Annotated in this window: 10 protein-coding genes; 7 read left to right on the top strand and 3 right to left on the bottom strand. The window is 68.9% G+C overall.

Annotated elements, in window-relative coordinates:
* Positions 1-53 precede the first annotated feature (53 nt).
* Positions 54-650 carry a nitroreductase family protein gene (locus ACLQ2O_RS10805; RefSeq protein ID WP_425829892.1) on the bottom strand — a complete coding sequence of 199 codons (597 nt, stop codon included), beginning with the start codon at positions 648-650 and terminating at the stop codon, positions 54-56.
* A 78-nt stretch (positions 651-728) separates the two neighbouring features.
* Between ACLQ2O_RS10805 and ACLQ2O_RS10810 the strand changes: the two genes are divergently transcribed.
* Entirely contained in the window at positions 729-3,767 is a 3,039-nt protein-coding gene (locus tag ACLQ2O_RS10810) for a sacsin N-terminal ATP-binding-like domain-containing protein (protein WP_425829894.1), read from the top strand.
* Here the strand turns inward: ACLQ2O_RS10810 and ACLQ2O_RS10815 are convergent.
* A complete protein-coding gene (locus ACLQ2O_RS10815) occupies positions 3,694-5,733 on the bottom strand; it encodes a tetratricopeptide repeat protein (protein ID WP_425829896.1) in 2,040 nt (679 codons plus the stop codon). The two genes, ACLQ2O_RS10810 and ACLQ2O_RS10815, sit on opposite strands and share 74 nt — an antisense overlap.
* Before the next feature lie 44 nt (positions 5,734-5,777).
* On the bottom strand, positions 5,778-6,593 hold the full coding sequence (locus ACLQ2O_RS10820) for a class I SAM-dependent methyltransferase (protein ID WP_425829899.1): 816 nt from the start codon (positions 6,591-6,593) through the stop codon (positions 5,778-5,780).
* A 326-nt stretch (positions 6,594-6,919) separates the two neighbouring features.
* Between ACLQ2O_RS10820 and ACLQ2O_RS10825 the strand changes: the two genes are divergently transcribed.
* The 6 genes from ACLQ2O_RS10825 to ACLQ2O_RS10850 all read left to right on the top strand — a co-directional run bounded on the left by ACLQ2O_RS10825 (position 6,920) and on the right by ACLQ2O_RS10850 (position 14,229).
* Positions 6,920-8,752 (top strand): ABC transporter substrate-binding protein, encoded by a 1,833-nt coding sequence (locus ACLQ2O_RS10825; RefSeq protein ID WP_425829901.1) that lies wholly within the window; start codon positions 6,920-6,922, stop codon positions 8,750-8,752.
* Positions 8,749-9,843, top strand: coding sequence for an ABC transporter permease (locus ACLQ2O_RS10830; protein ID WP_425829903.1), 1,095 nt, complete (start codon positions 8,749-8,751; stop codon positions 9,841-9,843). The genes ACLQ2O_RS10825 and ACLQ2O_RS10830 overlap by 4 nt, the downstream gene beginning before the upstream one ends.
* Before the next feature lie 5 nt (positions 9,844-9,848).
* Positions 9,849-10,724, top strand: coding sequence for an ABC transporter permease (locus ACLQ2O_RS10835; RefSeq protein WP_425829905.1), 876 nt, complete (start codon positions 9,849-9,851; stop codon positions 10,722-10,724).
* Complete coding sequence (locus ACLQ2O_RS10840) at positions 10,717-11,535, top strand: ABC transporter ATP-binding protein (protein WP_425829907.1); 819 nt, start codon at positions 10,717-10,719, stop codon at positions 11,533-11,535. The genes ACLQ2O_RS10835 and ACLQ2O_RS10840 overlap by 8 nt, the downstream gene beginning before the upstream one ends.
* On the top strand, positions 11,532-12,419 hold the full coding sequence (locus ACLQ2O_RS10845; protein WP_425829909.1) for an ABC transporter ATP-binding protein: 888 nt from the start codon (positions 11,532-11,534) through the stop codon (positions 12,417-12,419). The genes ACLQ2O_RS10840 and ACLQ2O_RS10845 overlap by 4 nt, the downstream gene beginning before the upstream one ends.
* 394 nt (positions 12,420-12,813) lie before the next feature.
* On the top strand, positions 12,814-14,229 hold the full coding sequence (locus tag ACLQ2O_RS10850; protein ID WP_425829911.1) for a family 2B encapsulin nanocompartment shell protein: 1,416 nt from the start codon (positions 12,814-12,816) through the stop codon (positions 14,227-14,229).
* The last annotated feature ends 4 nt before the right edge of the window (positions 14,230-14,233 follow it).

Genomic DNA, 14,233 nt, shown 5'->3' on the forward strand with positions numbered 1-14,233 from the left:
GGAACCTGCCGCCCCCGGTTGGTGTCCGGCGATCTCGTGCGGAGAGCGTGCTCTCAGCTGGTCCAGCGGCCGCGGTGGACCAGGTCGCCGGCCGGTCTGCGGCGCTTGCTCAGGTTGCGCGGCGGTTCGTCGGAGTAGCCGATCGAGATCGCGCCGATCGGCATGAAGTGCTCCGGTACGCCGAACTGCTCGCGGTACACCCCGATCCGGTCGGCCGGCAGCCCGAAGAAGCAGGCCCCGAGCCCCTCGTCGACCGCGGTCTGCAGGATCAGCAGCGCCGACATCCCCGCGTCGATGTCCCAGTACGGCACCGGCCACCAGTCCTCGGCGCGGTCGTCGTGGCCCTTGTCGGGCTCGGCGTACCGGTCGAGGTAGGCCTCCTTGTTCGAGTGCACGACGATCAGCAGCGGCGTCTCGACGTTCGCGGCGAGCCAGTTCTCCGGCTCCGCCTCCGGCCGGGCCGCGTCCCGGAACCGCGCGATGTCCTCCTGGTCGTCGAGCACCAGGTACCCGAACCCCTGCGAGAAGCCGGCCGACGGCGCCCGCAGCGCGTTGTCGAGGATCCGCTCGACGATCTCCGCCGGCACCGCCCGCTGCACGTCGTACCGCCGAACCATCCGCCGCCGCCGCACCACATCCTGAAAGTCCATGCGTGCAAAGTACGTGCTCCCGGGTCTGTTCGGTACAGCAATTCCGTTCCTGGGTCGCCAGGCGCATAGGCTCCGGCCGTGAGCGAAGACTTCGGGAGTTCCGGGATCAGAGAGCGTGTTCTCGCGGGGTGGGCGGCGGCGCCCGTGCGGTTCCGGGAGGACGCGAACGCCGAGGAGGATCTGGCCCTCGGCGGGTACCTGGACCGCGTGGTGGTGGAGCTCGCCCAGAACGCGGCGGACGCGGCGGTGCGGGCCGGGGTGCCGGGGCGGGTGCGGTTCTCGTTGCGCGACCAGACGCTGGTCGTCGCGAACACCGGTACGACGCTGACGGCGGCCGGGGTCGAGTCGCTCGCGACCCTGCGCGCCTCGGCGAAGCGGGACGACGATCTGGAGCGCGCCGGCGGCGACCTGCGGCAGCTGGACCCGCGGGCGGTCGCGGTCGGGCGGTTCGGGGTCGGGTTCGCCGCGGTGCTCGCGGTGACCGACGAGCCGGTGATCCTCTCGCGCAGCGGTGGGGTGCGGTTCTCGCGGGCGGACACGGCGGCCGCGGTGGCGGCGCTGGGGTCGGACGGCCTGGACTTGGAGGTACGACGGCGCGACGGTCAGGTGCCGGTGCTCCGCCTGCCGTTCCCGGCCGAGGGGGAGCCGCCGGCGGGGTTCGACACCGCGGTGATCCTGCCCCTGCGCGACGACGCCGCGCGGGAGCTCGTCCGGCGGCTGCTTGCCGACGCAGGCGACCCGCTGTTGCTCGCGTTGCCCGGGCTCGAGCAGATCGAGATCGACGTCGACGGCGAGGAGCGGGTCCTCGCCGACGTGACCTCACGCTGGACCGTACGACGAGCAGCAGGCGTCCTCGACGAGGACACGAGAGAGCGGTTGCTGGCCGACCGCCCGACCGAGGAACGCGCGCGGCCGTACTGGTCGGTGCTCTGGGCCCTGCCGCGCGACGCCGGCACCGCCGTACCAAGGACGGTCTTCGCGCCCACGCCGACCGACGAGTTGTTGTCGCTGCCGGTGTTGCTGTTGGCAACCTTTCCGCTCGACCCGTCCCGGCGGCACGTGGCGAAGGGTCCGCTCACCGATCACCTGGTCGAGAAGGCCGCGCAGGCGTACGGCCGGCTCCTCCAGACGCAGGCGGAAGCCGGTGCGAACATCCTTCCGCTGGTACCGACAGGCCTGGCGGCGGGTGCCCTGGACGGTGCTCTCCGGGATGAGATCTTGAGCGTTCTGCCAACCACACCACTCCTTCAAGGGCTCGAATCCCAGCCAGAGTTGGTGCGTCCTCAGGACGCTGTCGTGGTGGGCGGCGCCGACGAGGCGTTCGAGGTGGTCCTGGCACCGATGGTCGGTGGGCTGGTTCGGGAGCGCCGCGAGGATCGCACGGCGCTGGACGCCTTGGGCGTACGGCGGGTGGAACTGGCTGAAGTGGTCGACCAGCTGGGCGCGGCGGGGGAGTCGCCGCAGTGGTGGCGGGAGACCTATGGAGCGCTCTCCGGGATGGTCACGGATCCCTTGCTGCGTGAGGCTTTGGGGACCTTGCCCGTGCCGCTGGCCGACGGTCGACTGGTTCGAGGTGTCCGTGGACTGCTGCTGCCGGGCCGGGAGCTGCCCAGCGAGGTTCTCGCGACCTTCGGCGAGTACGGCGTACGGGTGGTGCATCCGGACGCCGCGCACGAAACGCTGGAACGCCTGGGAGCGCTTCCCGCGACTCCCCGCACGTTGCTCGAGGACAGCGCGGTCCGTACGGCGGTGGAGCACTCGGCCGACGCCGACGATCCCGGGCTGATCGCTGCCGCGGTGCTCGGCGTGGTCGCGGTGGATCCGAGCCAGGCCGACGGCCTGTGGTGGTTGTCCGACCTGGTCCTGCGCGACGCCGACGGCGAACTGGTCCCGGCGAACGCGTTGGTGGTTCCCGGCTCCGAGGCCGAGGCGGTGCTCGACGAGGACGAAGTCGCGCCGATCGAGCGCGACCTGCTGGAGCGGTACGGCGTCGAGGCGCTCGGCGCTGTCGGCGTCCTGAGCTCGCTGGGCGTGGTCGCGGCGGCCGATGTCGTGCTCGACGAGTTGCCCGAGCAGCTGGCGGATCTCGACGGGATCGAGGACTGGGCCGACGACGTCGCGCCGGACGGTTCGCGGTACGGCGTGACGGTGGGCGAGCTGGTGGCCGTACGGGATCTGGACTGGGTCACCGACGACGCGTGGCCGCGGGTGCTGGAGCTGTTCGGTTCGTCGCCCGAGCTGCGGCGCGCGCTGGTCGATCGGCCGCGGGTGGTCGGGCCGGACGATCGCGCGTACGGCGTACCGTCGTACGCGGCGTGGTGGATCAGGGAGCGCGTTCTCCTGGAGGACGGTGAGCCGCTGGCCGGCCGAGCGGATCCGGAGGCCGATCCGGTGCTGGCGAGTCTGCTCGATCCCGCGCCGGAGTGGACGGCGCGGCTGGATCCCGAGGTCCGGACGGCGGTCGGGCTGGTGCGGTCGGTGGCTGACCTGGACGTCGACGGGGTGGGGGAGTTGCTGCACCGGTTGGCGGATCCGGAACGGGAGATCGGGGAGAGCGCGATCCTGGGTCTCTGGCAGCAGCTGGGGACGCTGACGGTGTTCCCGGACTCGGCTCCGGAACACGTCCGGGTCCTCGGCGGGGAACAGCCGGCCGCCGCGGTGGAGGTGTTGAGTGGCGTTGTCGCAGCCGGAGACGCCGTGGTCGCGGACTCTCCGATGTGGGTGCAGCGCGACGATCTCGGCGGGTTCGTCGTCGCGTTCGGCGTGGTCGCGGACGGTCTGAGCGATCTGCTCGAAGTGCCGATGGCCGGAGAAGTTGCTGCGGGCAAGGTTGACGGAGAGGGTACGGCGGCCGACGTACCGGCGATCGTGCAGGAGCTGGTGCCACAGGTGCCGGACGTGTGGTGGGAGCACGAGGAGCTGACCGTCGACGGGGTCGAGGTCTCGTGGTGGGTCAGCGACGACGGCGCACCGCACGCGGCGACGTTCAACGGGCTGGCGAAGGCGCTGGCCTGGGCGGCCGGTCGCTGGGACCAGCGGCACGTCATCCTCGCGATTCTGAGCGACCCGAGCCGCGCGTCGGAGCTACGGATCGACGCGACCTTCGATCAGGGCTGAGGCGCTGCTGGTCGCCCAGCAGGCGCGGATCGCCGCTGGTCGTCGGCGACTCTGGCGGCGGTCGGGCGCCGGCGTCCCTCCAGCGCGGGACGATCTCGTCGTCGACCACCCACGGCTGCTTCGACGAGCTTGGCCAGCTCGGCCGGTGTCCCTCGACGAGCTTGGCCAGCTCGGGGTTGTCGATGCCGGCGGCCAGCAGCCGCGCCGACTTGATCGCGTGCGGGTCGCCCAGCCGGCCGAGATGAAGCTGGGCGCGGACGACGAGCTCGCGCATGTCGCACCGCGCGGCCAGCGCCGCGAGCTGGGCAACCAGCGGCCTGGCCCGGACGTGATCGCCCTGATCGAGCGCCGTACGAGCTGCTGTGTCGAGCACGTGCGCGTGGACCCACTGGTAGCGATCCGGTTCACGGCTGGCCCGACGAGCGGCCTGGTCGAGCCAGTGCACGACCCCCTGATAGTCCCCGCGCTCAGCGGCGAGCAGTCCAAGCCCCCGCGCCGCAATCCCTTCCCAGCAAGGGTCGTTGACCTGGCAAGCCAACGCCCACGCCTGCTCGAAACCCTCACCCGCGGCGCCGACCTCACCGGCGTGAAGATCCAGCTCGGCCTGCAACGCCTGCGGCCACGGCAGGAACGCGACCCACCGCTGCTGCCTGACCAGGTCGAGCGATTGCGCGACGGCCGTGCGGGCCTGGCTGTAGTCACCACGGAGCAACTGCGCACGCCCGAGGATCGACAGCGACCAGGCCTGCTGCCGCGCATCACCACACTCAGCCGCTAGCTCGGTCGACTGCACAAGCTGCCGCAACGCGGCCGGATAGTCCCCGAGATCCGACGAGTTCATCCCCCGTACGCCGAGAATCGCCGCGGTGTCCGCAGAGCCCACGGCCAGCCCCGCGGCCTTGGCCAGCCAGGTCTCGGCCGTAGCCCGCCGCCCGGCCTGCACCTCGACGAACCCCAGTTCCCGGTACGCCGTGACGACGGTCGCGCGATCCTCGGCCCGCTCCGCGACCAGGATCGCCTCCTGCAAGGTGATCGCGCCCTCTTCGTCGCGGCCTCGGATCGCGTGCACGAGAGCACCGCCAAGAGCAACGAGAGCGCGTCCCTGCAGCTGGGCGTCAGCGCACCGCGCCGCCTCAGAGACCGCTCTCCGAAGGCACTCCAGCCCCGACTCGACCACCCCTGCGGCAACCGCCGCCCGGCCGGCCTCGAACGCACTCAACGCCGTCGCCCGGCTCCCGACGACACTGAGCGCAGGCCCTCGATCGACTGCCGACGCTTGCCGCAGCGCGGCCGACGCCTCGATCCCCAGCTCCCGACGCAGCAGGTCCTCGCACACCGCGACCTGCCGCAGGGCCGCCGGTCGATCACCCGACACCGCGAGGCTCCGCACGAGCAGCTCGTGATTCCCCTGCTCCAACGGATTCGCCGCAACGGCCTTGCTGGCAAAGGGAATCGCGTCCCGCGCGCGCCCGGCCGCGACCAGTCCGACCGCTGCTTCCCGCAGGCGAGCCTCGACGGCGGAGGCGATGCGCTGCCGCTCGATCAGCAACCAGGACTCGAAGTCCGGGCACGCCTCCAGCTCGAGACCTTCCAGCAGCTCGCCCTCGATCTCCAGCAGCCGCCTCGGATCGGCCGACGCGAGGCCGGCGGCGGCCCCGCCCGCGTCGAGCACCTGGAGCACATCCACACCCAGTACGCCGGCCAGCGAGCTCATCACCGGATCACCACAGAGCGCTCCCCGGACGCCGAGAGCCCGGCGCAGTTCCGCCAACGTCCAGCGCAACGCGCCGAGCGGATCCTCGGCGTCCGCGAACAGCAACTCCGCCAGGCGTTTCCGGGTCGGCGGACGTTCCGCGAGCAGCACGTAGGCGAGCAGCGCCCAGCTCTTCCGTCCCCGCGGCGACCGCACCGGCACCCCGTCGTACGTGATCGAGGGCCGCCCGAGCAGCCTGATCGTCCCCTCCATGACCCACCCCCCGACCCTCAGTGTGGACCCGCGCCCCGCTGGTGTCACCGGCGAACGCCGACGGCCTCCAGGTACTCCGCGTGCGCGGCGATCGTGCCGTCGTCGGCCTGGTTGAACTCGCGCGGTACGTCGGCCAGCTCGGTCGCGAACTGTGCGCGGTCGGACTCGGTCAAAGTCCCGGCCAGCTTGGTGATCGGCCCGTAGAACTCACGGAACCACTCCGAGAAGTGCTCGGCCGAGTGGTAGCGGAACACGTACTCCCGCTTGGTCAGCGCGGTCCACTCGACCCGGTCGCCGAACAGCTCGGCCAGGTGCGCCTCGGTGCCCCACAGCACGGCGGGCTTCACCCCGGCCGGCGGCGGAGCCCACTTGCCGACGACCTTGAACATCTGCCCGACCATCCCGGTCGGGGTCCAGCAGGAGAGCGCGATCTTGCCGCCCGGCTTGGTGACCCGGACCAGTTCGTCCGCCGCCCGCTGGTGATCCGGAGCGAACATCACGCCGACCGTGCTGAGCACGAGGTCGTACGACGTGTCCGGGACCGGCAGGTTCTCGGCGTCGCCCTCGGTGAAGGTGACCGGCAGGTGCTCGGCGGTCGCGCGTTCGCGACCCTGTGCGAGCAGGTTGGTGGCGTAGTCGATCCCGGTCGCGTCGGCGAACCGGCGGGCGGCCGCGAGGGCGGCGTTGCCCTGACCGCAGGCGACGTCCAGGACCCGTTGCCCGGCCCGTACGTCGGCCGCCTCGACCAGCAGCTCGGCGATGATCTGCAACGTGTTGCCGACCCGCGGGTAGTCGCCGGTCTGCCAGCCGGCGCGCTGCTTGGCCTTGATCGCCTCGAAGTCCACGGCGGTGCTTGTCATCGTGCGTTCCCCTCGAACGTGGTTGGTGCGCCCAGGCAATCCAGTCACCGTGTGAAAGATCGTGTGACAGCAGCGATCACGCAGCGCGAGCCATCGTTGTCAGAGGTTGGTATATCGACTGATCAGCGGAAACCGGCAGATTTTTCAAGCCTGGCAGCAAAGTCTTGCCATCGTTGTCATCGCTACTTATAGTCCGAGAAACGTTTCAACCAGTGATGTCGCAGCCAGAGCAAGCGAAACGGAGATGCCTTACGTCACATCGGCCGGGCGCGATCCACCGCGCCGACGGAGGCCGAGCCACACCTCGGACCGAAGGAGATCCGATCGTGAACGACGCGCCCCGCCCACAGTTCGAGAACGTCGCAGAGGTCGTACGGCACCAGCTGAGTCGCCGCAGTCTGGTCGGGGGAGGTGCGGCGCTCGGACTTTCGGGCCTGCTGGCCGCCTGTTCCGGCAGCGGTTCGTACTCCGACAAGCCGGCCAACAAACCGGCCGCCACCAAGTCGGTCCAGATCGGCAAGGCGAACATCCCGACGCCGCGCGACCAGACGGTCGTGATCGGCCAGGTCGAGTACAACGTCTTCGACAGCTTCAACACGATGATCCCGAACGGCTGGCAGTCCGGGGCCGGGTTCGAGTCGATCTGCCGCGAGGCGATGTTCTACCTCAACCTGGCCAACGGCGAGCTGAAACCGTGGCTGTGCACGGGGTACGAGTACAACACCGACCACACGCAGCTGACGTTCAAGTTCGACCCCAAGGCGAAGTGGAGCGACGGCAAGCCGCTGACCGCGAACGACTTCAAGTTCACCGTGCTGCTGCTGAAGGACCGCAGGGACCTGTTCGGTGGTGGCGGTGACCTGGCCGAGTTCGTGCAGTCGATCGACGTACCGGACGCCCAGACCGCGGTGCTGAAGCTGAAGAAGCCCGGGCCGCGGACGCACTACAACTTCATCGCGGCGATCGCGAGCGCGTTCGACATCCTGCCCGAGCACGTCTGGAAGACCCAGGACCCGACCAAGTTCAAGGAGAACCCGCCGACCCGCAGCGGCCCGTACAAGCTGAAGCAGACGATCCGCAGCCAGCGGATGTTCGTCTGGGAGAAGAACCCGGACTACTGGGCCAAGGAGCAGCTCGACCCGGCTCCGCAGTACGTCGTGTACCAGAGCACGGCCAAGCAGCTGGACTCCGCGGCGCTGGCCTTCGAGCGGGCCGAGTTCGACGTCGGCTCGATCGACGAGCAGCACGCCAAGCAGCTGCGCAACACCGGCTACCCGGCGATGGTCACCACCCAGTTCCACGACCCGAACCCGCGGATCGTCTGGCCGAACTGCGACCCGGCCCGAGGGGTGATCGCGGAGCCGAAGATGCGCCAGGCGATCAACTACCTGATCGACCGGGAGAAGATCGGGACGTCGATCTGGCCGGTGAAGGTCCCGGCCGCGATCTACCCGTGGGCGGATTACCCGAGCAACGACGCGTGGAAGAACGACGAGCTGGCCGAGAAGTACAAGTTCGAGTACAGCCCGGACAAGGCGAACGCGCTGCTCGACGAGATCGCGCCGAAGAACGCGGCCGGCAAGCGGACCTACAAGGGCAAGGAGATCAACCTCGAGTTCATCACCGCCTCGCCGGTCGACGGTCCCGAGTACGCGATCGCGAACGTGATCAAGACAGACCTCGCCAAGGCCGGGGTGCCGGCGACGCTGCGCAGCCTGAGCGGTCCCGTGCACAGCGAAAAGTTCCAGCGCGGCGAGTACGACCTGGACTCCAACTGGGACGGTATCGCCTTCGACCCGCAACAGCTCTACACGAACTGGACCAGCGACAAGGCCCAGCCGATCGGCAAGAACGCCGCCGACAAGAACAAGCAGCGGTTCAGGAATCCGGAGTTCGACGCGGTGTCGGCCAAGCTCGCCGTGCTGGACCCGAAGAGCGCCGAGGCCAAGCCGCTGCTGGACAAGGCGCTGGAGATCTACTTCCAGCAACTGCCGCAGATGCCGGTGATCCAGACCGGTTACCCGTCGTACTTCAACACCACCTTCTGGACCGGCTGGCCGTCCGACGAGGACCTGTACCAGGTCCCGCTGAACTGGTGGTCGCACTTCATCTTCGTGCTCGGGAGGCTGAAGGCGACCGGCCAGAAGGGCCCGGCGTGACCGCGACCGCGCCGCCCGCGACGGCCGTGGAGGAGAGCGCCGAGAGCGCTCTCGCCCACGGTCCGCGGGCCTGGCTGGCGCGGCACCCGCTGGCGGCGTACGCGATCCGGCGGTTCGGGCTGTACCTGGTCGAGCTGTGGGGCGCGCTGACGATCGCGTTCTTCTTCTTCCGGCTGATCCCGGGCGACCCGATCCAGACGCTGATCCAGACTCTGCAGCAGAACTACGTGTACAACCAGCAGGCCAGCACGGAGGTGATCGCGCGCTACCAGGCCGAGTTCGGGCTCGACGGCAACATCTTCGTCCAGTACCTGAAGTACATGCAGAACCTGATCTTCCACGGCGATCTCGGGCCGTCGCTGATCAACTACCCGACCCCGGCCCAGGACGTCATCCTGCGGTCGCTGCCGTGGACCATCGGTCTGCTCGGCATGGCCGCGGTGATCAGCTGGGTCCTCGGCGTGCTGATCGGCGCGATCGCCGGCTGGCGGCGCGGCAAGCTCGGGTCGACGATCATCACCAACCTGTCGATCGCGCTGTCGCACGTGCCGTTCTTCTTCGTCGCGCTGATCCTGGTCTACGTGTTCGCCTACACGCTGGGCTGGCTGCCCGCGCGGTCGGCGTACGACTCGACGATCAGTCCGGGGTTCAGCGCGGACTTCATCGGCAGCGTGGTCAAGTACGGGTTCCTGCCGGCCATGTCGATCGTGCTGATCGGGACGTTCAGCTGGATCCTGTCCACCCGGATGCTGATGGTCCCGGTGCTCGGCGAGGACTACCTGGTGTACGCCGAGGCGAAGGGCCTCAAGCCCTGGCGGGTACTGACCCGGTACGCGCTGCGCAACTGCTACCTGCCGCAGATCACCGCGTTCGGGATCTCGCTCGGGTTCATCTTCAACGGCAACGTGCTGGTGGAGCAGCTGTTCAACTACCCGGGGCTGGGATCGACGCTGGTGACGGCGATCCAGCAGCTCGACTTCAACACGATCCTCGGGGTGACCGACATGGCGATCTTCTCCGTGCTCACCGCCGTCCTGCTGCTCGACCTCCTCCTGCCTCTGCTTGACCCTCGGGTCAAGTACTGGAAGTGATCGCGATGAGACTCCTGACCGCGACCGGACACACGATCCGGCACAGTCCCCGGCTGGCCGTCGGCCTGGCCGTCCTGGCGGCGATGATCCTGCTCGCCGTCTTCAGCCCGCTCATTGTCGATGCCATCGGCAACGGCAAGGACCCGCTCGAGTTCGCGGCGTACGAGAAGTGGCTGGTGCCGGGCCCGGATCATGTGCTCGGCACCGACCAGTTCGGCCGGGACGTGCTGGCGATGGTGGTCAGCGCGACCTCGGTGTCGTTGCAGATCGGCGCGATCGCCGGCGTGATCTCGACCGTGGTCGGGGTGATCGTCGCGTTCGTGGCCGGTTACAAGGGCGGCTGGGTGGACGGCGTGCTGTCCACCTTCACCGGCATCCTGCTGGTGATCCCGACGTTCCCGTTGCTGATCGCGCTCTCGGCGTACGCCAAGAACGTCAGCCTGTTCCAGGTCGGCGTGATGATCTCGATCTTCAGCTGGCCGTTCGCGGCCAAGACGATCCGGTCGCAGGTGCTCAGCCTGCGGTCACGCCCGTACGTCGACCTGGCGCGGGTGAGCAAGGCCCGCGATCTGGAGATCATCGTCACCGAGCTGCTGCCGAACCTGCTGCCGTTCATCGGTGTCGGCTTCGCCTCCTCGGCGCTCGGCGCGATCTTCGGCCTGGTCGGCCTGGAGGTGATCGGTCTCGGGCCCGGTGGCGTGATCGATCTCGGCCAGATCATCTTCAACGCGATCAACACCGGTGCGCTGACGCTCGGTGCCTGGCCGATGTTCGTGGTCCCGATCGTGCTGCTGACGGCGCTGTTCGCGGCGCTGAACATGATCAACATCGGGCTCGAAGAGGTCTACAACCCGCGGCTGAGAGGAGTGGCCGGTGAGTGACGACGACATCGTCCTGGAGATCTCGGGCCTGGAGGTCGGCTACTCGACCACCAAGGGCGAGGTGAAGGCGGTCCGCGGCCTCGACCTCGCCGTACGGCGAGGAGAGATCCTCGGCATCGCGGGGGAGTCCGGCAGCGGCAAGAGCACGCTCGCCGTAGCGCTGCTGCGGCTGCTCAAGCCGCCGGGCAAGGTCACGGCGGGGAGCGCGATCTTCCGTCCCCGCGGACGTTCTCCCGTCGACCTGCTGAAGGTCGACGGCGAGGAGCTCCGCGTGCTGCGCTGGAGCGCGCTGTCCTACCTCCCACAGGGCTCGATGAGTTCGCTCAACCCGGTGATGCGGATCGGCGACCAGTTCAAGGACGTGATCCTCGAGCATGCGCCGGACCGCAAGAACACGCTCTCCGAACTGATCCCGCGGCTGCTCGCGCAGGTCGGGCTGGAGGCGGACGTCGCCCGGATGTACCCGCACGAGCTGTCCGGGGGCATGAAGCAACGGGTCCTGATGGCGATCTGCGTCGCGCTCGAACCCGACCTGGTGATCGCCGACGAGCCGACCACCGCGCTCGACGTGACGATCCAGCGGGTGATCCTGCAGAGCCTGGTCGACCTGCAACGCGACTTCGGCGTCACGCTGGTGGTGATCTCGCACGACATGGGCGTGCACGCGCAGCTGGTCGACCGGGTCGCGGTGATGTACGAGGGTGAGCTGGTCGAGGTCGGCGACGTACGGCAGGTCTACAAGCAGCCGAAGCACGAGTACACCCGGCAGCTGATCGAATCGATTCCGCGGCTCGGCAGGAGGGCATCGTGACCAAGACGATCGAGCTCAGGGGCGTCCAGCAACGGTTCCACGCGCGCGGCGCCGCCGGCGGGTACCTGACCGCCGTCGAGGACGCGAGCTTCACGCTCACCCCGGAACCGCCGCAGGTGGTCAGCCTGGTCGGCCAGAGCGGCAGCGGCAAGAGCACCATCGCGCGCAACGTGCTCGGCCTGCAGAAGCCGACCCGCGGCACCATCACGTACGGCGGCAAGGACATCTTCAAGCTCGACCGCGCCGAGTACGACGACTACCGCCGCAACGTGCAGCCGGTCTTCCAGGACCCGTACGCGATCTTCAACCCCTTCTACCGCGTCGATCGAGTGCTCTGGAAGGCGGTCAAGAAGTTCAACCTGGCCAGGACCCAGGCCGAGGGGCTGGCCATGATCGAGCGCTCTCTGGAAGCGGTGAAGCTGGAGCCGGAGCGTGTCCTCGGCCGCTATCCGCACCAGCTGTCCGGTGGCCAGCGGCAACGGGTGATGCTGGCAAGGATCCACATGCTCCGGCCGGCCTTCGTGATCGCCGACGAACCGGTGTCGATGCTGGACGCCCAGGTCCGCCGGCTGTTCCTCGACATCCTGCTGGACTTCCAGCGCGAGCACGGCATGACGACGCTGTTCATCACCCACGACCTGTCGACGGTCTACTACCTCGGCGGCCAGGTGATGGTGATCAATCGTGGCCGGATCGTTGAACGAGGCCCCGTCGAGACCGTCATGCACGAACCGTCGCACCCCTACACCCGGCTGTTGCTGGACTCGATTCCACAACCCGACCCCGACCTGCGCTGGACCGGCCGGATCGAGGTCGACGAATGGTCCGGCACGGCCGAGGCCGGGACGCCGAAAGCCACCGCGCCGGAGACCCCGATCATCTGAAAGACGTATTGAGTCGGGGTCCGGCGGCCATTAATTCGGGGTCGCCAGGGCTTTGCAAGATCGTCACTCTGTGCACCTCTTGACGCCTGAGGTGAGGGCTCGGTTACGGTGAGTGCGTATCCAGCCGGACTGGCCGAGCGTGGGGCGAACTGGGCGCCCCGAGCAGTCGTCCGCCGGCCAGTTCCGTCCCGCGTCGGTGTTGCCGCCGACGCCTGGGCGGGGTGTCGGCTGGAAAGTCATCTCTCCGCGACGAGTTGCTGACTTCCGCCTGCCTACAGAGCGTTTCTGCCTGCCCGAGCAAGAGCTGTCCGTCAGATCGCCGACCTCACCCCGGGGCTCCCGGGGCGCTGCGTGCTGCGATCGGGCGGTCCAACCGAATGGTGGTGCATTTCGCGTGACCCTGACCGAACCGGCGTCCTCCGACGCCCACACGCAGCGACCGCAACTCAGCCTCGGGACCGCCGCGGCGCGGAACCTGGCGACCACGACCAAGTCCGAGCCGCAGATGCAGGGCATCACCTCGCGGTGGCTGCTGAAGATGCTGCCCTGGGTGCAGGTGAACGGCGGCGCGTACCGGGTGAACCGGCGACTCAGCTACGCCGTCGGCGACGGCCGGGTCACCTTCACCACCAGCGGTGCCGAGGTCCGCGTGATCCCGCAGGAGCTGTGCGAGCTCGCACTGCTGCGTAGCTTCGACGACGTCGAGGTGCTGACCGCGCTGGCCGAGCGGTTCGAGCAGCAGGAGTTCCAGCCCGGTGACGTGATCGTCGAGCGCGGTCACTCCGCCGACCGGATCTGCCTGATCGCGCACGGCAAGGTGAACAAGATCGGTGCCGGCAAGTACGGCGAGGACTCGGTGCTGGAGACGCTTGCCGACGGCGACCACTTCACCTACCGGGCGATCCTGGAGTCCGAGGACTACTGGGAGTACACCGTCAAGGCGATCACGCCCTGCACGTTGCTGACGCTGTCGCAGGACTCGTTCGAGGAACTGGTCGGCCGCTCGGACAGCCTGCGGGCGCACATCGAGGCGTTCCGGGCGAACCCGCAGCCCGACCAGGACGAGTTCGGCGAGGCCGAGATCGCGCTCTCCGCGGGCCACACGGGCGAGGACGACCTGCCCGGCACGTACGTCGACTACGAGACGACGCCGCGCGAGTACGAGCTGAGCGTCGCGCAGACCGTGCTGCGGGTGCACACCCGGGTCGCGGACCTCTACAACCACCCGATGGACCAGACCGAGCAGCAGTTGCGGCTGACCATCGAGGCGCTCCGGGAACGCCAGGAGCACGAGATGGTGAACAACCGCGACTTCGGCCTGCTGCACAACGCGGACCTGAGCATGCGGATCCCGACCCGCAGCGGGCCGCCGACGCCGGGCGACCTGGACGAGCTGCTCGGCATGGTCTGGAAGGACCCGGCCTTCTTCCTGGCCCACCCGCGCTCGATCGCGGCGTTCGGGCGGGAGTGCACGAAGGCCGGGATCTACCCGGACAGCGTCGACTTCGGCGGGCACCGGGTCCCGGCCTGGCGGGGTGTGCCGATCTTCCCGTGCAACAAGATCGGCATCAGCGAGACCCGGACCAGCTCGATCATGCTGATGCGCACGGGGGAGGACAGCCAGGGCGTCGTCGGTCTGCAGCAGACCGGTCTGCCCGACGAGTACGAGCCGGGGCTGTCCGTGCGCTTCATGAACATCAACGAGAAGGCGATCATCAACTACCTGGTCAGCGCCTACTACTCGGCCGCCGTCCTGGTCCCGGACGCGCTCGGCATCCTCGAGGGTGTCGAGATCGGTCGCGAGGGCTAGGCCC

The organism is Kribbella sp. DT2 (assembly GCF_049844575.1).
Lineage (GTDB): Bacteria > Actinomycetota > Actinomycetes > Propionibacteriales > Kribbellaceae > Kribbella.

Coding starts and splice junctions, on each gene's coding strand:
- ACLQ2O_RS10805 (WP_425829892.1), bottom strand. CDS start 650: ATGGACTTTCAGGATGTGGTGCGGCGGCGGCGGATGGTTCGGCGGTAC.
- ACLQ2O_RS10815 (WP_425829896.1), bottom strand. CDS start 5,733: ATGGAGGGGACGATCAGGCTGCTCGGGCGGCCCTCGATCACGTACGAC.
- ACLQ2O_RS10820 (WP_425829899.1), bottom strand. CDS start 6,593: ATGACAAGCACCGCCGTGGACTTCGAGGCGATCAAGGCCAAGCAGCGC.
- ACLQ2O_RS10835 (WP_425829905.1), top strand. CDS start 9,849: ATGAGACTCCTGACCGCGACCGGACACACGATCCGGCACAGTCCCCGG.